The organism is Verrucomicrobium sp. BvORR034, from assembly GCF_000739635.1.
GTDB lineage: Bacteria > Verrucomicrobiota > Verrucomicrobiia > Verrucomicrobiales > Verrucomicrobiaceae > Verrucomicrobium.
The window spans coordinates 14,149-39,177 of the sequence record NZ_BATQ01000183.1; the positions used below are offsets into that span (position 1 = coordinate 14,149).

18 protein-coding genes are annotated in these 25,029 nt (G+C 60.4%); 11 read left to right on the plus strand and 7 right to left on the minus strand.

What is annotated here, in order from left to right:
• The first annotated feature begins 69 nt into the window (after positions 1–69).
• Positions 70–1,098 (plus strand): aspartate-semialdehyde dehydrogenase, encoded by a 1,029-nt coding sequence (locus BV034_RS32775; RefSeq protein WP_050031150.1) that lies wholly within the window; start codon positions 70–72, stop codon positions 1,096–1,098.
• Between the two features lie 180 nt (positions 1,099–1,278).
• Entirely contained in the window at positions 1,279–2,496 is a 1,218-nt protein-coding gene (locus BV034_RS32780) for a chorismate-binding protein (RefSeq protein ID WP_265593738.1), read from the plus strand.
• Between the two features lie 119 nt (positions 2,497–2,615).
• Here BV034_RS32780 and BV034_RS32785 read toward each other — a convergent pair whose 3' ends face one another.
• On the minus strand, positions 2,616–2,891 hold the full coding sequence (locus tag BV034_RS32785) for an HU family DNA-binding protein (RefSeq protein ID WP_009965621.1): 276 nt from the start codon (positions 2,889–2,891) through the stop codon (positions 2,616–2,618).
• 130 nt (positions 2,892–3,021) lie between these two features.
• On the opposite strand from BV034_RS32785, the gene BV034_RS32790 reads away from it, so the two are divergent.
• The 8 genes from BV034_RS32790 to BV034_RS32825 all read left to right on the plus strand — a co-directional run bounded on the left by BV034_RS32790 (position 3,022) and on the right by BV034_RS32825 (position 16,827).
• Positions 3,022–3,540 carry a gamma carbonic anhydrase family protein gene (locus BV034_RS32790; protein WP_050031152.1) on the plus strand — a complete coding sequence of 173 codons (519 nt, stop codon included), beginning with the start codon at positions 3,022–3,024 and terminating at the stop codon, positions 3,538–3,540.
• Positions 3,541–3,648: 108 nt separating this feature from the next.
• Positions 3,649–4,536 (plus strand): polyprenyl synthetase family protein, encoded by an 888-nt coding sequence (locus tag BV034_RS32795; RefSeq protein WP_050031197.1) that lies wholly within the window; start codon positions 3,649–3,651, stop codon positions 4,534–4,536.
• Positions 4,537–4,559: 23 nt separating this feature from the next.
• A complete protein-coding gene (locus BV034_RS32800) occupies positions 4,560–4,919 on the plus strand; it encodes a metallopeptidase family protein (protein ID WP_050031153.1) in 360 nt (119 codons plus the stop codon).
• Positions 4,920–5,741: 822 nt separating this feature from the next.
• Entirely contained in the window at positions 5,742–7,037 is a 1,296-nt protein-coding gene (hemL, locus tag BV034_RS32805) for a glutamate-1-semialdehyde 2,1-aminomutase (protein ID WP_050031154.1), read from the plus strand.
• 426 nt (positions 7,038–7,463) lie between these two features.
• Complete coding sequence (gene recN / locus BV034_RS32810; protein WP_050031155.1) at positions 7,464–9,125, plus strand: DNA repair protein RecN; 1,662 nt, start codon at positions 7,464–7,466, stop codon at positions 9,123–9,125.
• 103 nt (positions 9,126–9,228) lie between these two features.
• Positions 9,229–15,513, plus strand: a complete 6,285-nt coding sequence (locus BV034_RS32815; protein WP_265593740.1) for a tetratricopeptide repeat protein — start codon at positions 9,229–9,231, stop codon at positions 15,511–15,513.
• A complete protein-coding gene (locus BV034_RS32820; RefSeq protein WP_050031157.1) occupies positions 15,510–16,088 on the plus strand; it encodes a hypothetical protein in 579 nt (192 codons plus the stop codon). The genes BV034_RS32815 and BV034_RS32820 overlap by 4 nt, the downstream gene beginning before the upstream one ends.
• 64 nt (positions 16,089–16,152) lie before the next feature.
• On the plus strand, positions 16,153–16,827 hold the full coding sequence (locus BV034_RS32825) for a metallophosphoesterase (protein WP_050031158.1): 675 nt from the start codon (positions 16,153–16,155) through the stop codon (positions 16,825–16,827).
• 2 nt (positions 16,828–16,829) lie between these two features.
• On the opposite strand, the gene BV034_RS32830 is transcribed toward BV034_RS32825, so the two are convergent.
• A complete protein-coding gene (locus BV034_RS32830; protein WP_050031159.1) occupies positions 16,830–17,741 on the minus strand; it encodes a LysR substrate-binding domain-containing protein in 912 nt (303 codons plus the stop codon).
• Between the two features lie 141 nt (positions 17,742–17,882).
• Here BV034_RS32830 and ilvD point away from each other — a divergent pair, with 141 nt between their 5' ends.
• Complete coding sequence (ilvD, locus tag BV034_RS32835) at positions 17,883–19,559, plus strand: dihydroxy-acid dehydratase (protein WP_050031160.1); 1,677 nt, start codon at positions 17,883–17,885, stop codon at positions 19,557–19,559.
• 15 nt (positions 19,560–19,574) lie between these two features.
• On the opposite strand, the gene BV034_RS32840 is transcribed toward ilvD, so the two are convergent.
• The 5 genes from BV034_RS32840 to BV034_RS32860 form a co-directional block, all read right to left on the minus strand.
• Positions 19,575–20,255 (minus strand): hypothetical protein, encoded by a 681-nt coding sequence (locus BV034_RS32840; protein WP_050031161.1) that lies wholly within the window; start codon positions 20,253–20,255, stop codon positions 19,575–19,577.
• Complete coding sequence (locus BV034_RS32845) at positions 20,252–21,355, minus strand: hypothetical protein (RefSeq protein WP_265593741.1); 1,104 nt, start codon at positions 21,353–21,355, stop codon at positions 20,252–20,254. The genes BV034_RS32840 and BV034_RS32845 overlap by 4 nt, the downstream gene beginning before the upstream one ends.
• Positions 21,356–21,357: 2 nt before the next feature.
• Positions 21,358–22,347 (minus strand): hypothetical protein, encoded by a 990-nt coding sequence (locus BV034_RS32850; RefSeq protein WP_265593742.1) that lies wholly within the window; start codon positions 22,345–22,347, stop codon positions 21,358–21,360.
• Between the two features lie 90 nt (positions 22,348–22,437).
• A complete protein-coding gene (locus BV034_RS32855) occupies positions 22,438–23,784 on the minus strand; it encodes an aminopeptidase P family protein (RefSeq protein ID WP_050031164.1) in 1,347 nt (448 codons plus the stop codon).
• 176 nt (positions 23,785–23,960) lie between these two features.
• A complete protein-coding gene (locus tag BV034_RS32860) occupies positions 23,961–24,965 on the minus strand; it encodes a patatin-like phospholipase family protein (protein WP_081888317.1) in 1,005 nt (334 codons plus the stop codon).
• Between the last annotated feature and the right edge of the window lie 64 nt (positions 24,966–25,029).

A 25,029-nucleotide genomic window follows, 5' to 3' on the forward strand; every position in this document is an offset into this window, starting at 1 on the left:
GTGGGTGCGAAAGTTGCATTTTGCGGGCGTCGGTTTAATCTGCCCGCCCTTTTCTACAAAGCAAACACCATGAGCAACACCAAACATGTCGCGGTCGTCGGCGCCACCGGAGCGGTGGGAGTGGAAATGTTGCGCTGCCTCGAACAGCGCAACTTCCCCGTCGGCCAGCTTACCCTTCTTGCCAGCGCCAGAAGCGCCGGGAAGACCATGAAATTCAAGGGTGAGGACGTGACAGTGAAGGAACTGACGCCTGACGCCTTCGCTGGTGTGGACATCGCCCTCTTCAGCGCCGGCGGCGGCATCAGCAAGGAGTTCGCTCCTCACGCGACCAAGGCGGGTGCCATCGTGGTGGACAACTCCTCCGCCTTCCGCATGGATGACGAGGTGCCGCTCGTGGTGCCGGAAATCAATGCTGCGGATCTCAAGAACCTCCCCAAAGGCATCGCCGCCAATCCGAACTGCACGACCGCCATCACCCTGATGGCGCTGTACCCGCTGCACCAGGCCTTTGGTGTGAAGCGCGTGTTCGCCAGCAGCTACCAGGCCGTCTCCGGCACTGGAGCCCAGGCCATTGAGGAACTGGAAGCACAGATCCGCGACTGGGCCTCTGCCGACCGCAAGTGGGACGATGTGCGCCTGGCTGCGGACAAAGTGAAGGTCTATCCCCACCAGATCGCCTTCAACGCCCTGCCTCACGTGGACAGCTTCCTCGACTCTGGCTACACCAAGGAGGAGATGAAAATGGAGAACGAGGGGCGCAAGATCATGCACCACCCCGGCTTCCGCGCCAGCGTCACCTGCGTGCGGGTGCCCGTCTTCCGGGCTCACAGCGTGGCCGTGAGCGCTGAATTTGAGAGACCTGTCACCGTTGCAGAGGCTCGCGCCGTGCTCGCCAAGGCCCCGGGACTCGATGTCGTGGATGATCCCACTCTCAAGCAGTATCCGCTGGCTCTCGACGTGGCTGGCAAGGACAACTGCGCGGTGGGCCGTCTTCGTCTCGATTGCGCCCTCGACAACGGCCTCGCCTTCTGGATCGCCGGTGACCAACTCCTCAAAGGAGCCGCTCTCAATGCGGTGCAGATCGCTGAGTGCCTGTAACCGACACCCTGGCAGACTCTTTTACCCCGCAGCGGCCTTCTGGTCCTGCGGGGTTTTTGTTGGTTTGTCCGAGCGCGTCGTTCAATCGTCCCGCCTCTCGCCGTCCCGCTTGCTGTCCCGGCACTTCCAGTGCACCTTGCCAAGGCTGTGACATCCGTTGGACATGCCCCGCACCCCCCTTTGCTCCAGCCGCCTTCGCCGCTGGAACTTGCGCGTGCGAAGCAGGCTGCAGGCGACCTGGTGTTTCTCGATAGCGCCATCGCCACCAGCAGTTCCTTCTCCATCGTCGCGGAAGCCCCCGAAGAAGTGCTGACCGGCAATCTCTATGAAGATGCCCCCAAGCTTCGCGAGATCATGCAGCAACACCGTCCTCGCCATGTGGCGGATCTCGGTGCTCCTGCAGGTGGTCTCTACGGATGGATCGGGTTTGATGGGCAATATACATTGGGCCGTTTTGCCCGATGCCATGTGTATCAACACGGAACCCAGTCATGGCTCAAGACCGGGGACGGCTCCAATGATGGAAGGCCCGGCACGCTTAAAGCCACTGCGCCGATGCCAGTGGAGACGGCCCTTCCTGAGTTCACACCCTGCATGACGCAGGAGAACTTCTGCAACCGCGTTCGTCGGGTCCAGGAGTACATCACCGCGGGTGATATCTACCAGGTGAACCTCTCCTATCCCTGGTCCGCCACCTGGCCGGAGGGCATGGATCCATGGTGCTTCTATGAGCGCCTGCGCAAGGCCTCACCTGCCCCCTATAGTGCTTACCTGAACCTTGCAGGCACCCAGGTGTTCAGCGCATCGCCCGAGTGCTTTCTCAAGATCAGCGGCAATCACATCGTGACGCGCCCCATCAAGGGGACGCGACCACGCGCCAGCGAAGCGATCGAAGACCAGTTCCTTGCAGGAGAGCTGCTCAACTCTCCCAAAGAGCGCGCCGAACTCGTGATGATCACAGATCTGGAACGCAACGATTTGGGACAGGTCTGTGAATACGGCAGCGTGCGCGTGACGGAGCTTTTGAAGCATGAACGCCATGCGCAAGTGCATCATCTCGTCTCCACTGTCGAAGGCACGTTGCGACCTGATGTGGATCATCTCGATGCATTTCTGGCCTGCTTTCCCGGCGGCTCCATCAGCGGTGCGCCAAAGAAACGCGCCCTGGAGATCATTCACGAACTTGAGCCGCATCCACGCGGCCTCTACACCGGTGCCATCGGCTGCTTTGGCTTCAATGGTGAAAGCCACTTCAGCATCGCCATCCGCACGGCCTGGCGTGAAGGGAACCATGCACAGTTCAACACTGGGGCCGGCATCGTGGCCGACTCAGATCCGCTGCGCGAGTGGGAGGAAACTCGCCACAAAGCGGCAGGCTTGCTGCTGGCCAGCCGTTGACTCTCAACATCAACTTCCATCCCTTGGAAAAAAAGAGCCCGCGGCTGCGAGAGCCGCGGGCTTTTGTCTGAGGGAGAGTGACTGAATGCGTCTCAAGAAAGACGTCTTCAGCGGGTCGCTTAGAGCGCGCCTTTGAGGGCGGAGGAGGGGACGAAGCGAACCGTCTTGGAGGCTTTGATCTTCATGGCTTCACCCGTCTTCGGGTTGCGGCCGGTGCGGGCGGCACGCTTGGCCACCTTGAAGGTACCGAAGCCGATAAGCTGGACCGTACCGGTCTTTGCCACGCCCTTGGAAATCGAAGCGAGCACGGCTTCCACGGCGTCCGAAGCGGCGCGTTTGGAAGTGTCTCCGCCGAGATTCTTTTGCACGGCTTCAATAAGTTCAGCTTTATTCATGGTCTGCGGGATATGTTTGGGTTGCTGGAAGGACTCTCTGCTGGATAAGTGCGAGGCTTCGCGTTTGTTTATGGATAAATTCACGGAAAGCGTCAACCCCATTTCGTCTCCAGCCCTTATTTTTTCAGGCATGAAACGCTTTTTATTGCCGCAAGAATCACCCCGAATTGACGTCACTGCGTTCATCGCCGCAGGGGCTGTGGTGGTAGGTGGAGTGACCGTTTCCGCCGAGGCCAGCATTTGGTACAATTGTGTTCTCCGTGGTGATATCAATCACATTAATATTGGACCTCGCTCCAATATTCAGGACGGCACCATTGTGCATGTGGCGGATGACTTTGAGGCGAGGGTGGGCGAGGCCGTCAGCGTCGGGCACCGGGCCATCATCCATGCCTGCACCATTGGAGATGAGACTCTGGTCGGCATGGGGGCCATCATCATGGATGGTGCCGTCATCGGTCCGCGCTGCATCATCGCGGCGGGTGCCCTGGTTACCAAACACACGGTCGTGCCCGAGGGCTCGCTTGTCGTGGGTTCACCCGCGCGGGTGGTACGAGCTCTGAGCCAGGAGGAGCAGGCGGGGAATGCCCGGCTTGCCGCGAAATACGTGGAGATATCGCGCCGTTACCGGGAGCTGGGCCAATTGTAAAAATGCCTGCCGAGGCGTATCTGCATCGAACTGCCGCTTGAGATTCCGGCAGGAATGTTCCAAGGAAAGGTGCTGATGCCGCGAAGGCATCGCTCCCTCCCTCCTGCCATGTCTGCCGATCTCAAGTCTTACCTCACTCAACGTGTCGCCTTTGTGGATGCGGCGCTGGATCGTTTTGTGCCAGCGGCAGAGACCCGGCCAGTGACGATTCACAAGGCCATGCGGCACAGTCTGTTTGCAGGTGGGAAACGGCTCCGCCCCATTCTCTGTCTCGCGGCTGCTGAAGCCTGTGGCGGCTCTCTGGAAAATGCCCTGTATGCCGCATGCGCCGTCGAGTGTCTGCACACCTACTCGCTCATTCATGATGACCTGCCCTGCATGGATGATGATGACATGCGTCGCGGTGTGCCCACCTGTCACAAGGTCTATGGCGAGGCCATGGCCCTCCTGGCTGGAGACGCATTGCAGGCACTCTCGTTTGAACTGGTGGCACAGACACCCGTGACCCATCGCCACTCTCCCGCAGCCATGGTCCTCGAACTGGCCCGCACCGCCGGCAGCCTGCATCTCGTGGGCGGACAGGTAGCAGACCTTGAGGGTGAAGGCAGGAAGCTGCCGCTGGAAGACCTGCGCTACATTCATGAAAGCAAGACCGCCGCGCTGCTGGCCTCAAGCGTGAAGCTGGGCGGCATGAGTGCTGATGCCCAGCTCGATCAGGTGCAGGCGCTGCATGACTTCGGCATGGCCACAGGGCTGGCCTTCCAGATCATCGACGACATCCTGGATGTCACGCAGACCACCGAAAAGCTGGGGAAGAGCGCTGGCAAAGACCTGGCCTCGGAGAAGTCCACCTACCCTGCCCTCATGGGCCTGGACGCATCACGCGATGAAGCCCATCGACTCACCGAGAAGGCCCGCCAGGCTCTGGAAGTGTTTGGCCCCAATGGTTACTGGCTTCATCAGATGGCAGACTACCTGCTCAAGCGCGACTACTAGCAGCTCAAGCAGCCGGACTCGTCATGCACCCCAAGCTGTTGCGACTGGCCCAGACGGAAGTTGAGCGGGTCCTCGCACAGCTTCCTGAAACCGTTCGCGACGCCGCCCTCGAGTGTTTTATCTCCTATGAAGACGCTGCGGACGAGTCCGACGAAACCCTGGCCGACCTGCTTGGGCTCTTTGAAGGTTTCAGCCGATTAGACCCTGAACCCGCTGGCCCTTCCGAAATGCCCCGCGTCCGCCTCTTCCTCGACAACCTCTGGCTCTATACCGAAGAGGATGAGCGCACCTACCGTGATGAGGTTCGCATCACTTATTTACACGAACTCGGCCACTACCTTGGCTGGGGCGAGGAGGAGGTCGAGGCTTTGGGGTTGGGGTAGAAATCAGGCAGGCGCTTTGCGCGCCCAATCAACTAGAACATCCTCATCGCCTGGTCCCGCATGCGCATGCGCGTCAGGTTAGTGAATGTCGCAGTGGTCGCACGTGAGTGCTCTGACGCCAAGGGCGTCACACATGCCAGCCCAGGGTAAGGCGAGGTACGAGCCGCCACCCTGGGTACACGGACGGGTGAGCCAGAACTCCGAAGTGAGTTCTACAAACCGCGACCGCATCCCTGAGGTGTTCACTGCATGCAGGACGGTCGTCTCCGAGTGATCTGGACGGTTTGTAGAACTCCCTTGGAGTTCCATCGCTATCCCATCGATACCCGGGGTGGCGACCGCTTCGCGGTCTGACCCCGGGCTGTTGTGTATCACGCCGTTGGCGTGGGGTTTCCCCTATCAAAACACGGGGTCAGCTACCGGCGAAATGTCCTCGAACTCAGGTATCCGATCTTTCGCGCGGCTTATCACTGCTCTAGACGCCGATAGTCTTCCAGATTGCGGCCTGAAGAGCATCCGGCGTGTCCCAACAGAAATCCTCTTCCGAGCAATCCCGAACCGGAGGGTTCACCATGAGTAGCCATGGGTGAAACGAGCGTAGCGAGCGCAACCCATGGAATGCCAACAAGCGAAATTCTACCGCGGAGCGGTAGGCCCTGAGCAGGAAGTTCCTGCATACGGCGTCAGCTCACGACGGCCGCCTGCCGCTCCGCGTTAGAAAATCCCGCTTCACGTTTCCATAGTGAACTCTCCAGGTTCGGATCCATGGAGAGTCCCCTCTTCCTGCTCGACTCCGGGCCGTCCCGCGCTACTCATTCTCCCATGTCCGACTCTCCATCTTCGCTTTCCTCCAAGTTGTTTGCCATGGCGAAGCAATACATCCCCGGCGGGGTCAACTCCCCGGTCCGCGCCTTCCGCAACGTGGGCGGCGAGCCTTTCTTCGCGCAGCGGGCCAAAGGCTGCCGGGTGTGGGACGTGGATGGCAAGGACCGGATTGACTACGTGGGCACGTGGGGCCCAGCGATTCTGGGTCACGCCCCCCAGTGCGTCATCGAGGCGGTGCACAACGCCGCCAAGGACGGCGTCAGCTTCGGCATCCCGAATGCCTACGAGGTCGAAATGGCCAAGCTCATCGTGGATTGGGTGCCCAGCGTTGAGAAGGTTCGCATGACCAACAGCGGCACCGAGGCCACCATGTCGTGCATTCGTCTCGCCCGCGGCTACACGAAGCGTGACCGGATCGTGAAGTTTGACGGTTGCTACCATGGCCACGTAGATTCCCTGCTGGTCGCGGCAGGCAGCGGCGCCCTCACCCATGGCAACCCGGACAGCGCCGGCGTGCCCAAGAGCTTCGCAGAGCTGACCACCGTGCTGCCGTACAACGACGTCGCCGCCCTCGAGGAGTGCTTTGACAAGTACGGTCATGAGATCGCCGCCCTCATCGTGGAGAGCTACCCTGCCAACGCCGGGCTCATTCTTCCGCAACCGGGCTTCCTGCAAAAGATGCGCGAGGTCACGGAGAAGCACGGCGCGCTGCTGATCCTGGATGAAGTGATGACCGGCTTCCGTGTTGCTCGCGGCGGGGTTCAGGAAAAAGAAGGCCTCAAGCCGGATCTCACCGCCCTGGGCAAGGTGATCGGTGGCGGCCTCCCCGTCGGTGCTTTTGGCGGTCGGGCCGAGATCATGGACTACCTGGCCCCCGATGGTCCAGTGTACCAGGCTGGTACCCTGTCCGGCAATCCCCTGGCCATGGCCGCCGGTCTGGCCCAGTTGCGGGAAATGGAGAAGCAGAAGGGTTGGGAACGTCTTGAAGACCTCGGCCAGATAATGGAGACCGCGGTGCTCGATGTTCTGAAGAAGACGGGGCGCAACTACCAGTGGTACCGCACCGGCAGCATGTTCTGCCTCTTCTTCACCGAGAAGCCCGTGCTCAATCTCACCGACGCCAAGACGAGCGACCTCGCCTCCTTCAGGAAGTTCTTCCACTACTGTCTGGATCACGGCGTGTACTTCGCACCTTCTCAGTTCGAGACCGGCTTCATCAGCATGGCCCACGGGCCTGATGATCTGGCGCTCACGGCAGAGGTGGTGCAGAAGGCGTTGCTGTCACTGGATTGAGTGGGAGGGGGTGCGAATTCTTTGCCGCAATCGCAAGTGTTTCGCGGCTGAAGCCCCACGCCAACGGCGTGATACATAAGAGCCCGGGGTCAGACCGCGAAGCGGTCGCCACCCCGGGTATCGATGCGAGAGCTTGGGAACTCCAAGGGAGTTCTACAGACCGTCCAGATCACCCGGAGGCGACTCTCCTGCATGCTGTGGACACCTCAGGGATGCGATCACGGTTTGTAGAACTCACTTCGGAGTTCTGGTCCACCTGCCCATGTACCCAGGGTGGCGGCTCGTGCCTCGCCTGACCCTGGGCTAATTTGTATGACGCCCTTGGCGTCAGAGCACACGCCCCGCAGTTTTCAACAAACGCACCCCGCAGCCGTTTGCAAAAAAGGAGGGCACTCGCATAATCGCAGTGTCTTCCTCCCCCACCCGATGCTCTCCCTCCTCAAGATCCAAAATCTCGCCCTCGTAGAAGACCTCGCGTGGGAGCTTGGTCCAGGTCTCGTTGGCGTCACCGGCGAAACGGGTGCTGGCAAGTCCATCATCGTGGGCGCGCTCAAGCTGATCCTGGGGGAACGTGCCGACAAGGGACTCATCCGCACTGGCACGGAGTCCTGCAGTGTAGAGGCGGTGTTTGATCTGAAGAAGACCGACACCGTGGACAGCATTCTAACGGAATCGGGTCTCGATCCGCTCGACGGAGAGTCCCTCATCATCCGCCGGGTCATCGGAGCCAGCACAAACAAGCAGTTCGTGAATGGCTCGCCCGTCACGTCCGCCATGCTCAAGGAGTTGGGGGCCTACCTGGTGGACCTGCATGGACCTCACGATCACCAGTCTCTCAATTCACGGGAACGCCAGCTCGAGATGCTGGATGGCTATGCCGGGCTCGATAACGCCAGCGAGGCCTATCGCGCTGCGCATCAGATCTGGCGCAAGGCCGTGGGCGAGTACGAAGAACTCGCCACCAGTGAGCGCGCCTCCGAGCAGGAGATGGACATGCTCCGCTTCCAGATCAACGACATTGACGCTGCGGGCTTGCGTGAAGGCGAAGAGGAGCAGATCGAATCCCGCCACCGCATCGCCGCGAACGGCTCCCGCCTGGTGGAACTCTGCGGCCAGGTGGAAGAACGTCTCGGCGAAGGTGAAGGAGGCGTGCTGGCAGGCATGCGGGATGTCTCCCGCCTTCTCCATGATCTGGAGAAGCTTGACCCCAAGCTGGCGGAATCCTTCCAGGGCTTCCAGTCCGCGTACATTGAGTTGCAGGATCTGGAAGGCAGCGTCCGCGAATATGCCGAGGAGATCGAAATCCAGCCCGAGGAACTCGAGCGGCTGGAGGAGCGCATTCACATCATCCAGCTCCTCAAGCGCAAGTACGGCAGCTCCATCACCGCAATCCTGAAGTTCAAGGAAGAGGCAGAGGAGAAACTGGGCCGGATGGAAAACCGCGGCGAAGCCCTCGAAAAACTTGATGAAGCCGTGAAGGCTTCCCGCAAGCAGGTGGACAAGATGGGGCACGACCTCTCTGCACAGCGCAAGCTGGCAGCGCCGCGCCTGGCCAAGGACATTGCCGTCCACCTGGCGGATCTCGGATTCAAACGGGCCGTGTTCGAAGTGTCCCTGACCCTCCGCCCCGAGCCCGCCCGCGACGGTTTGGAAGAAGTGGATTTCCTGTTTGCGCCCAATCCGGGCGAGCCGCTCAAGCCTCTACGCCTCACCGCCTCCAGCGGGGAGATGTCCCGGGTGTTGCTGGCGGTGAAGAGCGCCCTGGCGCGGGAGGACTCCATCCCGCTCATGGTCTTTGATGAAATTGACGCCAACGTGGGCGGCAACATTGCCGAGGCCGTGGGCCGCAAGATGGCCGCCCTCTCCGGGCAGCACCAGGTCATCGCGATCACCCACATGCCCCAGCTCGCCTCCTTGGCGCAGAGCCATTTTGTGGTGACCAAGGAGTTCGACGAGCACCGCACCCGCTCCACACTGCGGGAGGTGGCTGGCCCGGCCCGAGTGGAGGAGTTGGCCCGCATGCTGGGCGGCAAGGCCGAGAGCGCCCGCATCCACGCCGAGAGTTTGCTGGCCGGAGCGGCAAAGTAATTGCTGCTTTGAACGCCAGCCCGTGTTGTACTGGCCAAGCTAGGTGCCTGAGAATCCGGTGGTGCACGCCCCGGATGCGGGCCGTATCATTTAATTCATGACCATGTTTGCCGCGCCCCTCGGAAAACGGAATGCCCGCTCGCGGGATGGATCGACCCCGGGTGGGACCAAGGCTGGAGCACTTCCCAACGCTCGCAAGGGCACGGCAGGAGGATGGATCGCCGCACTCACCTGCGCAGCAGGCCTGTCCCTGTCTCCCGCGGCAGAGACTCCCGCGGCCACCGCCGCCCCCTGGTCTGAGAAGGACGCCCGTCTGGCCAGCGAATACCTGAATCTGCTGGTGGAACAACCGGAGTATGGCCGGGTGCTGGACCTCCTTTGGGACCTCTACCGCAAACACGACTCCACCGGATTCCTGCTGGAAAACATCGCCACCCAGGCCAAAGCCCAGCCTCACCCCCACATCACGCTGGTCCACGCCCACCTGCTGCGGAAGGCAGGTCACAATGCAGAGGCCGCCGCCCTGTACGATGAGGTGCTCAAGAAAGAGCCCAAGAATCCGCTCGTCCTCCGTGCCCGGGCCGATCTGGCGACCGAGGTGGGCGACTCCCAAATTGCCCTGGATCTCATTCAGCGCCTCACCGCGCTCTTCCCGGAGAACGACTTCCAACGCATTCCCCTATTCCTGGAACAGGGGCGCCTGGCCCTGGCCCTGAACAAACCCGAGGAGGCGGCCAAAGTCTGGGAACAGGCGACCAAACTCCAGCCGGAGAACACAACCCTCGTGCGGGAGGTGGCCCAGCGTCTGCTGGGCACCGGATTCTTGGAAAGGGCGCTCGCGCTCTATCAACAACTGGCCCAGACCACTGATCCTGAGAAGCGCCTGGATGCCCTCCAGGATCTGGCGCGGATCGAAGAACAGGCCGACCATTTCGAGCCCGCGGCAGAAGCCCTGCGCAAGGGGCTGGCCGTGCTTCACTTTAAGGACTGGCGTTACACCCAGTTCTTTGTGCGCCTCGTCCGACTGCATGAGCGCTTTGGCCATCTGGACCAGCTCAAAGCTTCCTTGGCCAAGGAAGCCGAGATCCGCCCCGCCCAGGAGAAAGCCCTGGCAGACATGGCCCGCTTTTCCGACCTGACGGTGGATTCCGATGAGCACCTCCGCTGGCTTCGGGAGCTCGTTTCCTCCTTCCCGGACGCCACCGACTACCGCTGGCAGTTGGTGACCGCGCTGCTGGATCATGACCAGTGGCAGGAAGCCGGACAACTGGTGGATGCGCGGCTGAAAAACGACGGCACCGATCTTCCCGCCCTGGTCCAGTTGCGCTGTCTGGCGCACCTCCGCGCAGGCGAACCAGATATGGCCGTGGCCCGGCTGAGGCAGGTGCTGGACTCACAGGGCGGCACCCTGGAGGTGGAGCAGCAGGTCCTCGCGTTTGCACGGGAGAAGGCGCTGGATGAGATCGTCGAGCGCATCCTGCGCACCCGCATGGCCCGGGATCCGGACAAGGCGGAAGTGGTCTTCGAACTGGCCTCCTATCTGGTGAAACGCCAGCGGCTGGAAGACGCCCGCAAAGTGCTGAACGAATACGCGGCGGCCACCGGCATCCGCAACGAGGAGACTCAACGCCGTCTTCAAGACGTGGCCGCTTTCCTCATCACCTCCCAACAATCCGACGCGGCCGAAGAAGCCGCCCGCAGCGCCGTGAAAAAGGGCGGTGACCGGGGGGCACTCGTCCAGCTGGCTGACGTGCTCTCCCAGAAAGGCGACCACGCGGCGGCCCTGCCCCTCCTGGAAAAGGCCTGGACGCTGAGCGACTCCATCGACAAGCGGACGGACGTGGATGAGATGATGCTTTCCATCCTCTCCGGCGAGCAGGTTCAGGAAACTTTCTCCGCGGCCGAGCCCACCGGCGAGTTCAAGATGCCCTCCATCTTCACGGGTGAGGGGTTTGGCTCCGAAGCCCCACCCATCCAGCCCAAGAAGGGCATCCCTGAGCCCGTGGCAGAATACGCCGCCGGGCTGGTGCTCCGCCTGGGAGCCATGCGCCAGACCGCCATGCAGGGTGTCACCCTCCTGCCTGTGCAGTGGGCCCGGGACTGGGTGAGCCCGCTCGCCGGGCTGCTGCCCAACTCTGACGGGGAGGTCCGGCCGGAACTGCTCCACCGCATCGCCTGGTGGTGCCTCCGGGCCGACCAGTACGACATGGCCTACGCCGTCCTCGCGCGGCTGCACTTCGACGCCGCCGGGCGCTGGCAGCCGGCACCGGTGGAGACGGAGAAGTTGCTCCTCGAACTGGCCCGGGCAGACCAGAACATCCTTCTGGCCCTGCGGCAGCTTCGTCTGCTGGCGGACATCGATCCAGACAACCGGTTCAGCCACCTGTTGCGTCTGGCGGAGATGGAGGGCAAGCGCGAGAACCAGCGGGGACTGGATGTGGCCATCCACATCATGGAGGACCTGCTGCGCTCCGATCCGTTGAATGAGTCCATCATCTCCATGCTGGCTCCGCTGTATCTTGAGGATGGCCGGCGTGAAGACGCCACCGCCATCTGGGAGAAAGCTGCGCGGGATGCCAGAGGCACCGCGGCGGGGCCGCTTCTGGAGCGCTATGCCGAGGTGCTGGTGTCCCAGCGTAAGTTCAAGGAATTTACCGATGTACAGATGCGTCTGCTGGAGAACGAGGCCGACGTGAAGCGCCGGCGGGAGATCTTCCAGCGGGCGGTAGAGCGCCTCATGTGGGCGGACATTGTGCAGGGCACCCTGCCCGATGACCAGGTGCAGCTTCGTCTGAAGCTGCTGCTCTCCGCGCTGGAGGAGCGGTCCCGCCGCGCCCCGTTTGACGGATTCTGGCATGAGGCGCTTGCTGCCGTGTACGAGCGCCAGGGCGATGCCACCCGGGCGTTCGAGGAAATGAAGCACGCCTACTACACCGCACCGGAGACCCCCTTCTCCCTGGAGCAGCTGCGAGCGGCGGCGATGCGGGTGGGCGACATCAAGAGCGCCATCTACTTCCAAAAACAGATTGCCGCCGCGGCCTCGGCCAAGTCCGGTGCCGAGGAGTGGCGCGAGCTGGTGGAACTGCTGGAGCAGGACTTCCGCATGGTGGAGGCAGACCAGGCCCGTCGCCGTCTGGAGGCCAAGTTCTCCCAGGATTCTGCCGCTCTCGAAGAACTGGCCCGCTACTACGTGGAGACTGGTCAGGAAGAGGCTGCCCGCCGCGTGCAGGAGCAGGTGGCCCGGGTCCGGTCCTGGGACGTAAAGAATCTGCTGCGTCTGGCCCTACAGCAAAAGCAGTTGGGGGACAATAAAGCTGCCCAGCGCACGCTGCGACAAGTGCTGGGTGCCGCCCCGCCCCCGGAACCGAAGAAGACCGACAACGTAGCAGTGGAGCGCCTGCCCTGGCCGCTCATGGATGGCCGCAAAGGGGCTGCCACCGCGCCCACCACCCTGCTCAGCGCCCTGGACAACGTCCCGGGCCTGGAGCAGTCGGAACGCGACCGCCTTCGTCTGTTCCTGACAATGCCACGGGGGGAGTTCTCCGAGGTGCCTGACGATGTGAGTGCGATCCGGTTGCGGGCCGTGGAAGAGCTGGCACGTATGCACGCCGGAAAGACTGGCTGGGCTCAACTGGCCCCGGGCGCCGTGCTCTCGGAGATGGAGAAGGCTTGGGCCCTGTTTTACATGGGCGATGGACCCGGATTCCGGGCCGTGCTCGCGCAGAAAGCCAGCAAATCAGACTCCCTTGAACTGCGCTTCCTCAAGGTCTGGATGGGACTGCGCTCCCACGGCATGGCTGACATGCTAGCCTGGGCCCGCCAGAAGGGCGTGGGCGAAGCGGCGATGCAACAGCGCAAGGGGCTGCTCCAGGCAGCCACCCATCTGCTGGCGGAAGACGAGATGTTCGAGTTCACCCCCGGCGATCTCATTGCGCTCGGGAAATCGGGGCTGCTGAGTAACATTGAGCTCATCGACATCGCCCGGAAACTGGAGAGCCGGCAGCGCTATCCCCTCTCCATTGAACTGCGTCTGCTCGCACTGGAACGCGATCCCACCCCACAACCGGTGGATGTCCTGTTCATCGCCAATCTTGCGGAAGTGATGGGCAGAACCGCTGCACAAAAGCAGTACCTGACGTTGGCCTGGAGCATGCCGGTCAAAGCCGGGCCCCCGCAAGCGTTCGACCCCTTCCTTTACAGTTTTGTCAGGCTGTTGCGTCTTTGTGAGACCCCGGTTGAGCGCGAGCGGCTGATCCGCCAGAGCTGGGCGAGGCTCCGGGCCCTGCCTCCTTCGGGTCAGGGCACTCTGCGTGAGACCATCGTGCTCGGCACCGTGGGTGCGGAGCAGGCAGCGGCAGTGGAGATGGCAGCTTACTTCAGCAATGGATTCCTGGCGGCCCAGGCCTTTGTGGAGCCCATGCTGGGCGGCAGGCTGCCCCCCGGTGCCCAGGCACCCGGCCCAAGAATCGACGAGACCACCCATCTCCGGCACTACTGGGACGACCTGAGGGAATGGGGCGATCTCATCCGTCAGGAAGGCTTGGCGGGCCCACTCGTGCAGGTGGAGCGCACCTTGGATCAGCGTTTGGGCGGCGTGCCGCTCGGACCGAAATCCAACTACGAGTTCGGCGTCTGGCGCAATCTCACCCTGACACGGAGGATGAGACCGGTCAGCTATCCGGAGCGGGTGCGCATGCTCAAGGAATTCCTGGAGGCGGATGACCAGGTGGACACTCTGCTGGAGTTGGGCCCGTTCCTTGAATCTCAAGGATTCGCGAGAGAATGCATGGAGGTGTATCGCCGCCTGCCCCAGCGCGCCCCGTCCAACGTGGAATACTGCGAGCAGTACCTGCGCGTGGCGGAGAACTCCTGGGAATGCGAGGCCGCCATCCCCTTCATCGAGAAGCTCTTTGTCGCGGAGCCCCAGTTCAAACCGCAGAACCTTGCCGAAGGGCTGCTGGAAGAGAAGCACGCCCGGTTCCTGGCTCGTCTGCACGATGTGACCCGCCTCCGGATGCTCTCCTTCCGTGGCTCGGCGAGCGTCAAACCCATGCTGGGCAGGGTGCCAGATGAGGTGCCCTACCTGCGGGAACTCGCCCAGTTGCTGGAACGACTGAATGACAAGCCCGGAGCCCTCGCGGCTTGGGAGCAACTCTACAGCTTGTGGCCCCAGGACATGGACGGCGCGCTTCATGCCGCCACCATCCTGGCCGAGCAGGGCAACAAGACCCGGGCGTTGGAATTGCTTCGCAAGGTGGACTACACGAACCTTTGGAATGACCCCATCCGGGAGTCTCTGCTGCTGAGGGTGAAGCTTGCCGCGTCCATCAGCCTTTGGGATGAGGTCCGCCTCATGATGAACGTGGTCACCGGCACCGCGGGTGGCAAGAACGGCACTGTGCCGCACACGCCCAGCGTGATCGCCATCAGCAAGGTGCTCGTGGACCATGACCGCCGGAGTGAGGCCCAGAGTCTCCTTCTGCGAGCTGAGCGGGCTTCCAAGGACACGCTCGACCGCTTCCGCCTGCGTCTCACCCAGCTGAAGCTGGCCGCGGAGGATCCCACCTGGTCCCCCTCTCGCGATGTCGCCCGAATCCACAGCCTGTTGCTGCTGGAGAACCTGGAGCCCGAATCCATGAGCGAGTTTACCGCTTTTCTCACCAAGGAAGCCGCAGGCTCACGCGCCGCCGCCTGGGTGGAAGTGCTCAAGGGGTGCCCCGCGCAGGGCACGACTCCGGCGGTGGCTTTCTGCAGCCTCGCTCGCCGACTCTCCGAGGCAGATGTGCTGCCCAGACTGGTACGCCCCTGGCAGGAGGCCTCCTCCAAGACGGCCATGATCCAACGTCTGGCGGTTCAGACCCTCCTGGTTCAAGACCGGCCCCAGTGGGCCCGGCAGGTCGCTCTCACGGGCGAGGGTCGCGCCCTGGCCGATTCGCCCGTGATGGTGGAGGTGTTTGCCGCCCTCAAGGACGAGCACAGTATGAAGGAACTCTTTGCCCGCGCGGTCCGCATGGCCTTCCCGGGAGGAAGTGACACGCAGGCCTTTGCCGAGGTCTTTGCCAAGACGGGTAGCACGGGTCTGGCGGATGAATTCTACGGACTGGCCATCGACCGCCTGCGTTCCAAAGGAGAGTCTCTGCCGAAGTTGGTGCAGAGCTACGCGCAATTTCTCATCGGGCAGCATCGGTACGAGGAGGCTGAATCGGTGCTCCTGATTGAACATCAGGGCATGACTGAGGGTCTGCCCGCTCTCCTGCTCGAACTGTATCGGGGCTGGAACAAGCTTGACCGCCTTCCTCAAGAGCTGGCAAAATTCCACCTCCCCGACGGGATCATCAGTGAAGTGCTCTTCCTACGGCAGAGCCAGACCCCCCTTCCCCCTACATGAAGCACCTTTCCCTCGTCCCTCTCTTCAGCACCGTGCTGCTTTGTCTCCTGCCGTGTGCCTGCGCCAGCAAAAGCCAGGGATCCCAGGCAGTCGGAAAGAAGGAGAAACTGGGCCCGACCATGGCGGAACGCATGGGAAAGTGGGACATGGGCAAGCGCAGCAACTTTGAAAAGAGCCTGGGCACGGCGGGTGCCAACAAGGACTTCAAGACCTCAAACTTCCACCGCCAGAAGGACTTCAACACCGGTTCTGCCTTCTCAGGGGGCAATGACAAATTCAATGCCAAGAGCTTCGGTCAGTCGAACAAGACTGCGTATGACCGTAATAAGGTCTTCTCCGGCGCGGACGACAAGAGCAAGCTGGGCAACAGCACCTACAAGACGGGCGAAAGCCGCTTCTCCCGGGACGAGGTCCGGGACTCTGACAAGACGTCCTCCCTGGATGACGATGTCTTCCGCACGCACGACAATCGCATGGGCACCAAAGGCCTGGAGAACAGCAAACGACCGGTCGTGGAACAGCGTGGTCCGGACTACTCTGAGAGCCAGATCCGCTCCCTCCTCAACAAAGGTTGATGGAGTGAGCAGCAAGTCGTTTGACGCACTGGGAGCCCCAAGGAATCATGGCTCCTGACCCCTCATGCGTACCTTTGCCATCGGTGACATTCACGGCTGCCAGACTGCTCTCCAGGTCCTGGACGAGCAGCTGAACTTTGGAACGGACGATGTCATCGTCACGCTGGGGGACTATGTGGATCGCGGACCCGACACCTGCGGGGTCATCGATCACCTGCTGGGCCTCTCCAAACGGGCCACCTTGGTGCCCCTGCGGGGCAACCACGAGGTGATGATGCTCAAGTCCCGCACCGACTGGCGGACGCTGGATGCCTGGAAGGATTGCGGCGGGACCGAGACCCTGGCCTCCTATGGCACCACCCTGCTGGAAGACGTGCCGGAACACCACTGGGCCTTCCTGGAATCCACCCTTCCGTGGCACGAAACGGCCACGGACATCTTCGTTCACGCCAATCTCCGGGCCCATCTGCCTCTCGACCAGCAGTCTGAGAACGTGATCTACTGGGAGCGCCTCATCATCTGCCACCCGCACATTTCCGGCCGCCGCATGATCTGCGGCCACACCCCGCAACACGAAGGGGTGCCGCTCAACTTTGGCTACGCCGTGGGGATCGATACCTACGCCTACGGCACCGGCTGGCTCACCTGTCTGGACGTGGATTCCCAGGATGGCACCTACTGGCAGGCCAATCAGTTGGGGGAGTTTCGCACCGGAAAGCTCATTCCGGTGGGCCGGTAGGCTCATTCGGGGGACAGCAGTTCCAAAAAGGCCTTCATGGCGGGCGATGTGGACCCGCCTGACGGGTGGGCAAACACATGCGTGATCACGGGTGCCTCCTTGAGCCGCACCACCTCCACGCTCCCTCCCAGCACATGGGCCAGGCTTTCCGGAAGAAAGGCCACGCCTGAGCCCGCCGCCACCATCACCGCCACCGCCTGCGCCCGGGGGGATTCCAGGACAATCCGGAGCCGGAACCCTGCTGCTGAGCACAGTTCCCTCAGCAGAGTGGCAAAGACCGGGGCCGCCTCACTGGAAACCGCGACAAACGGCTCCTGGGCAAACTCCTTGATGGAAACCGGTTTGCGGGATGAGTTGGACCCGCCTGTGCCCAATCTGTGACCGGATGGGACAAAGGCCACGAGTGGTTCCTCCCGCCAGGGCACATGCTGCATGCCAGCTGGGCGGTCTTTCTCGTCAGGCATCAGCCCGACGAACCCACCATCCAGCGTGCCCTGCATCATCCCCGACCACTGCTCTGCAGGCGGCATGTCATGGAGCATCACTTGCACCTGAGGATGCAGTTGGCGGAAGCGCCGGAAGGTCTCCACCAGCTTTTCACTTAAAACTGCACTGACAAATCCGAGACGCAGACGGGCCGTCTCGCCCTGCACCTGCCGACGCACCGCCTCCCCCGCTCGGAGCAACTGAGGCAAAATCCCCCGAGTCTCCTCCTGAAATACCGCCCCGGCAGCCGTCAGCGCCACCCCTTTCTGGGACCGCTCAAACAATGGCGCGCCAATTTTCTCCTCCAGCACCCGGATATGCCGGGAAAGCGGCGGCTGGGCCAAATGCAGCCGGCGGGCCGCGCGCGTGAACGAGAGCTCCTCGGCTACCGCCACGAAGCACTCCAGTTCCCGTAAGGAATAGTCCATATCAAAACGGTATCATAGCACGACCAAAGCCGTCATTCCAATATGGCAATGCCAGGCCAGTTTCTACTCATCCACACCTCTGCTCTTCGCCCCCTCCCTCATCACTTCTAACCCTTAACTCCTCCCCCCCTGCTGCCTTCCATGAATTCCCACACCATCAAAAAAGGCGCCCACCGCGCCCCACACCGCAGCCTCCTCCGTGCCACGGGGGCCATTCAGAGCGAAGCTGACTGGGACAAGCCCTTCATCGCCATTGCGAACTCCTTTGTGCAGATCATCCCCGGTCACGCCCATCTGGACGTGGTGGGACGCAAGGTGCGTGAGGCAGTGCGAGCTGCCGGGGGCGTGCCGTTTGAGTTCAACACCATCGGGGTGGATGACGGCATCGCCATGGGCCATGGCGGCATGAAGTACTCACTCGCCTCCCGCGAGATCATCGCCGACAGCGTGGAGACGATGCTCCGCGCCCATTGCTTCGACGGCATGGTGTGCATCCCCAACTGCGACAAGATCGTGCCAGGCATGCTCATGGCCACGGCCCGCGTGGATATTCCCACCGTGTTCGTTTCCGGCGGCCCCATGAAGGCGGGGATTCAACCCTCCACCGGCAAGGCCCTGAACCTGACCTCCGTGTTTGAAGCAGTGGGTGCCCTTTCCGCCGATCGCATCACGGAAGAGGAACTAACCGAGATCGAGCAGCATGCCTGCCCCACCTGCGGCTCGTGCTCAGGCATGTTTACCGCGAACTCCATGAACTGCCTCTCGGAAGCGCTCGGCCTGGCCCTGCCGGGCAACGGTTCCATCCTGGCCACGGACCCGGCACGAGACCGCCTCTTTGCCGAAGCGGGCCGCACGGTGGTGGAGCTGGTGAAACACAACCTGCGCCCTTCCCACATCCTCACCCGTCAGGCGTTTGAAAACGCCCTGGCGCTGGACATGGCCATGGGTGGGTCTTCCAACACCGTGCTGCATACGCTGGCCATCGCCCGGGAGGCCGGTGTGCCTTTGACCATGGCGGACTTCAACACCTTCAGTGATCGCGTGCCCCACCTCTGCAAGGTGGCTCCGTCTGGTATCCATCACATGGAGGACATCGACCGTGCCGGCGGTATTTCCGCGATCCTCAAAGCCCTGAGCCGCAAGCCGGGCGTGCTTCATCTCAATGCCCTGACCGTGACCGGCCGCACCCTGGGGCAGACCATCGCCAATGCGGAAGTGAAGGATGCCGACGTGATCCGTCCTATTGAAAACGCCTACTCGGAACGGGGCGGGTTGGCGGTGCTCTTTGGCAACCTGGCTCCCAACGGCAGCGTGGTAAAGGCCGCGGGCGTGTCGCCTTCCATGATGAAGTTCACCGGTCCTGCAGTGATCTTTGAATCCCAAGACGAGGCCAACCAGGGCATCCTCACCGGCAAAGTGAAGGCAGGTGACGTGGTGGTGATTCGCTATGAAGGCCCTCGCGGCGGTCCGGGCATGCAGGAAATGCTCGCTCCCACCGCCGCGATTGCCGGTCGCGGCCTGGGCGATTCCGTGGCTCTCATCACCGATGGTCGTTTCTCTGGTGCCACCCGCGGCGGTTCGATTGGTCACGTTTCCCCAGAAGCCGCTGCCGGAGGCCCCATCGCCCTGGTGGAACCGGGAGATCTCATCGAGATCGACATCCCCGCTCGCAGCATGAACCTCCTGGTGGATGATGCCACCCTGGCCGAACGCCGCGCCCAATGGCAGCCGCCCCAGCCGAAAGTGGCAGCGAGGGGCTATTTGGCCAGGTATGCCAAGCTGGTGAACAGCGCGGACACGGGCGCGGTGCTGGAGTAAACAATCTTTCGCGGGCTATGACTTTGTTTCGACAACTAACCGCTCGGCAATCATTTCAATATCTCGCTCATCAACGCTTTTAGAGAATCTCACCATCCCAGTCTTCGAAATTGCCAAACGCAACTCTGAGTGGCCTGACATCTTGGCCTTCAAGTGAGCAACTTTGAACTCACATTTTTGACTGGGAAGCGCGAGCTCAACATATCTCTGCAAATCACCGTGACCCGAAACCGACATCGACATGAATATACCCGTCGAAACTGCTTGGCGATCGGTCTCAATTCCAATTAATTCCCACCGATCATCCGAACAAATCTTCCCGACGCACTCCTCGACTGCCAATGGCTGCATGAGAAAGTTTCCTTTTTCGAACAACATTCTCAGCACATTGTGCAACCGGTATTTTCCACTAGGAGGATCAAGAACCACGAGATCCATGGCGCTTCCAACAAAAAGAAGCCCGAAACTTACAATTTGCACCTCTTCGACGATCTCTACTCCGAAGATGCCATTGTCTAGTTTTCTCTCTGTGACTACTTTCTCAAACCATGTAGCTTGAACACGCTTTCTCGTAGCATTATCCAAAACGAATCCCTTGCCTTGTTTCGAATCAACTCTAACGCCGGATATCTTGTCCGCCAATGCTTCCATGGAAATTTTGGGCGCGCTAATTTTAATTTTGATAAACCGGTTCATCCTTCTTTCTTCCTTTCCGATTCAATCTTCCTGATCGCTTCCTCTGCGCACGTCCTCACATATTCAGCAAATGTACTGACTTGAATTGCATTGGGCTTCGCTTTCGATTGAATTTCACCAGATCTGTAAAGTTGAACCCCCACTAGTGACATCTGCAATTCTTGATCATTGAGGTACGGCGCGAATGAAACTTTCAGTTCGGCTACCCGGCATTCGTCAGTATCAGATGCGACAGTCCAAGATGCCGAAGTGAGGTAGTACCCTTTTCCGACATAGTGATCGTAGAGATCAGTAGCGCCAAGATTCTTTCCACTCACGATTAGACTCTCAATCGTGCTTGCGTACTCTTCAGCCAGTTCGTCCCCCTCCTCCGAATCCAGAACTTCATGCTCGTTTGCTGAGGATTGAATTTTTACGGACTTAATTTCCTGAAACTTGTATCCTTTTATATTCTCCATCAAGTGCGTGAAAAAGCGCACTTTTTCCTCCACACTCACGAGTCTGCTAAGAAGCATTTTCTCCGAAACCAACTCCTGTTTTTCTGCTACTGCAAGCCGTTCGAATTCCCCCAGAATTGCCAATTCGACTTCGCCAGCCTTCACATCAGAGCTTCTACGAGTTTTGAAACCATCTCCAGTTTTATCGAACAAAATTTCGGTGTCGCATTCCACACACTGGATGAGTCGGGTCTTCTCGTAGTCAACCTTTCTGTACTCAATAGCAACGCGGTAGCCTCCATTAGCAGTAGGAGTGATTTTGATGCCCTCACCGTACTTTTCGTTTCTTGTTTGACTCACTGAAGCTACCGCTTGCTCAAGGACTTCAATATCCGCCCCTGTGAGATGACTGGCCATCACCACCTTTTCTCGTTTCTTCGAAATAGATAGAAGCTTAAGGAGTTCTTGCACGTCTTCCCAAACAAATATTTCGCGTGCAACAACCTCTGCAAGCACTTCCCTAGTTATGGTCCCTGGCACATAGACTTGCCTTTTCCTCAAAAATTCCACGAATTCGGATAGCGCTATTCCGCTGGAATTCACGAAGTCAACAATGTCCTTGTCCTCAGGACAATAGTGAGGATTGATCAATAATGAACTCATCACTATGCTTTGGCTCTGATTTTTGCTTCATCTAATGATGAAAAGCTTGACGTAACTCGATCCACCCTTCCGAATTTGATCTTTTTCAATGATTGACCTATCTCCAAGAGATTGTAGTGCCTAGCAAGAAATTGCTTCCCAGCAGCGTCAAAATTATCACTCGCGTTTGCGCCGAAAGACACTCCCTTAACGTATACGCATCGGGCAAAATTCAGCAATGCTGATCGAAACATGAATGTGATTAAATACTCAAAATCTTCAACCGAACCCTCGCTTCGTAAATAGGCCAAAAAGTGATGGCCGTCATTTTCCAAGTCTTTTAACGCAACGATCATTAGTTTCCCTCTAAGCATTTCAACCGATGCAACAGGGAGAAGGTTGCCGGATGGTTGATTAAGCACCTGCGCGGAGTAATAAAACCTACGGTCTGCATACTTGATGTGGTTTTCTGCGCAATAGCTTTTGATATCGCTTACAACAGACTGCAAGTATGAAATATTCTCTGGCGTGAAAAGATGTAACCGACTTCCTCGCGGCAATGGGATAGTGGTCGTATCAATACCCTTGGCCTTTGCAGAGAAGTCCGCATCGTACGTATTGTCGTAGTTGTATACAAACAGCATCCCCTCTACTCTCCAGTGTAGGATTGTCGGTGACACATAACGTGTATTCCAAACCTGACTTGTAGATGCGCAATCGACGGCCTTGGATACACCCCTTATATACGGAGCAAAATCAGTGGCTCCTATACTCGACTTGGTATAGGATTTCAGATCGCTGAGGAAGAATCTTGTCTGATCAGTGCAGGGGTCGGGGTAGCTGAAAACACAATCTACCGGATGCTTTCCTCCCGCACCTTTAGTTTGGTGCTTGTCAATTTTCTGACAAGGAAAGTTCTCATCTTTGACATTGTGGATTTGCCATCCAAACGTCAAAAAGATCTTTTCCGACATGCTGACGGCCAACGATGCAATATTTGCAGTTTCACTCATTGACGTAACTAAATTGATCGATATCGGTAGTGTACCGATTCGCCGTTCGCAACGATAATATACAGATTGATCGCCCTCTCGGTGGTTTGGTTACCTTGCGACGGGTGTAATTCGCCCTGCCCGCTTGCTATTCCCGCCCGCCATCAGAACCTCAATCTCCTCCACCTCAATGGGCATGGTGGGCATGAGGTCCGTGTTCCCCCTGGCGGTGATGACGACATCATTCTCGATGCGCACGCCGATGCCTTCCTCGCGGATGTAGATCCCGGGCTCCACGGTCAAGATCATGCCCGGGAAGAGCTTCTGCCACATGTTGCCCACGTCGTGCACATCCAGCCCCAGATGATGGCTGGTGCCGTGCATGAAGTACTTCTTGTACGCGGGGCGGCTGGGATCGCGGTCCCGGGCGGCCTTGACCTCGGCCCGGGTGAGCAGCTTGAGCTTGATGAGCTCCTCCTCCACGAACGCGCCGACCTGCTCCTGATAGGCCTTGATCTGCACGCCGGGTTTCAGGAGCTTGCGCGCGTGCCGGTGGGTGCGGAGCACGGCATTGTACACGTCCCGCTGGCGGGGGGTGTACCGGCCGTTCACCGGAATGGTCCGGGTGAGGTCGGCGTGGTAGTTTCCTAACTTCGCGCCAAAGTCCAGCAGCAGGAGGTCCCCATCATTGCAGCGGGCGTTGTTGATGATGTAGTGCAGGACACAGGCGTTCTTCCCGCTGCCAACGATGGGGCTGAAGGCGTGGCCCTGGGCGCCGTGGCGGATGAACTCGTGGATCATCTCCGCCTCCACCTCGTACTCCATGACCCCGGGCTTCACAAAACCCAGGATGCGGCGGAAGGCAGACTCGGTGACGGCAATGGCCTCCTTCAGCGCGGTGACCTCGGCCGGGGCCTTGATGATCCGCAGCTCGTGCATGAGCGGGGCCAGACGCTCGTAGCGGTGCAGGGGAAACTCCTGCTGACAGCGCGTGATGAAGCGGCGCTCCCGGGTCTCCACCTCCACGGTGGCGCGCAGGGATTCATTGGTATTCAGGAAGACCTGCTTCGCCTGGCACATGGCCATGCGGAAGAAGCGGTCAAACTGGTCCAGCCAGTGGATGGAGCCTGCTGCCACCCCGCTGGCGGCGGACGCTTGATCCTTGGTAAGTCGTTCCCCTTCCCACACCGCAATGAGTTCACTGGTCTCGCGAAGAAAGATCATCTCCCGCATGGAGGGATCCGGCGCATCCGGGAAGAGCAGGAGGATGGTCTCTTCCTGGTCCACCCCGCTGAGGTAGTAGAGGTCACTGCTCTGGACGAAGCCCAGGGTGCCATCCGCGTTGGTGGGATACACGTCATTCGCATGCAGGATGACCAGTGATCCCGGCGGCAGGGATTTGTAGAGACGCTTGCGGGCTGCGGCAAAAACTGTCGGGGGCATGGGACGGTAGCGCATGACGGGGAAGGAAGACTCAAATGACAAACTTCAAACAACAAACTTCAAACATCGCAGCGGGGCGATGCTGAGAGTACGGAGTGCAAAGGGATGTCGGGCGCAGCAACGCTGGGACGCGATTTGCCATTCAGGCGATTGCCTGCCGCACCTGTGCTGCATCCATCGTCGGGGAAGAGCTATCGCCCGGCCACAGTGGCCGTGGAAAAGCCAGGCAGCATCTGCTCCTCGCCGCCCCGACAGGCATGACGCATCTGACTGAGGATGGGGTTGTGCACCGCCGCCGGCACGGCGTCAGTACTGACCGCCGGTTTGCCAGTGGCTTCCAGAAGACGCGTCACGGCTTTGGCACCAGATTGATAACCTGCCTCCAGGAGCAATGACCGGACCTTGCCCGGCAGCAGACCGGGATGGGGCGTCTCAGTGACCACCTCGATCACCCGCTTGCCCGACTCCCGGGCGCGGCGCATGCGCATCTGATGCAAGGTCCCATTGATGGTGTCATGGGAAGCAGCAAAGCCCGTGGCCACAGAAGGCCAGCGTGGGACGCACTCTGTGCCACGGACATGCTCAATCCGGTGCAGCACAATGGTGTGGATCTCTGGGTCCTCCAGCCAGTGGTCGAACGGGATCTCCAGAGCCACGCCACCGTCGCACCAGCGCATGCCATCGATGACCTGGTTGCAAAAGAGCCCGGGGACAGCGCAGCTCGCCATCACCCATTGGGCGATGTCCCCCTCGTCAACCAGCACACTCTCGCGGCGGGTCAGATTGGTCACGGCCAGTTGCACGCGTGGGCTGGTGCAATCCTCAAGCCGTTGTTTGGGCAGGTGCTCACGCAGAAAGCGGACAAAATTTTGTCCTGAGAGGATGCCCGAGCAGACAAGGGTGCTCACCACGCCGGGAAACCGTAGGGGTGCCGCCCAGTCCAGAAAGGCCCGCCGCAGCCCGCGCTGCATGACAAACGCCTCCAAATCCGCCCCCTGCAACCCCACCCCACAAAGCGCCGCCGCCACGGCTCCAGCGGAGGTGCCGGACATGTGAGAGGGGAAAATGCCCTGATCATGCAAGGCCCGCATGAACGCCGTGTGCGAATAGAAGCCGAAGAACGAGGACCCCAGTGCGACCGCCAGACCCTTTGAGGCCGGAGGTTGCAGTGGGGAGGTGGTGGGCATCGAGCTCATGTTTCGGGACGGAAGAGGGCCGGTAGAATGCCCGGGTGGCGGGCCTTTTCAAGGCGGGAGTCGC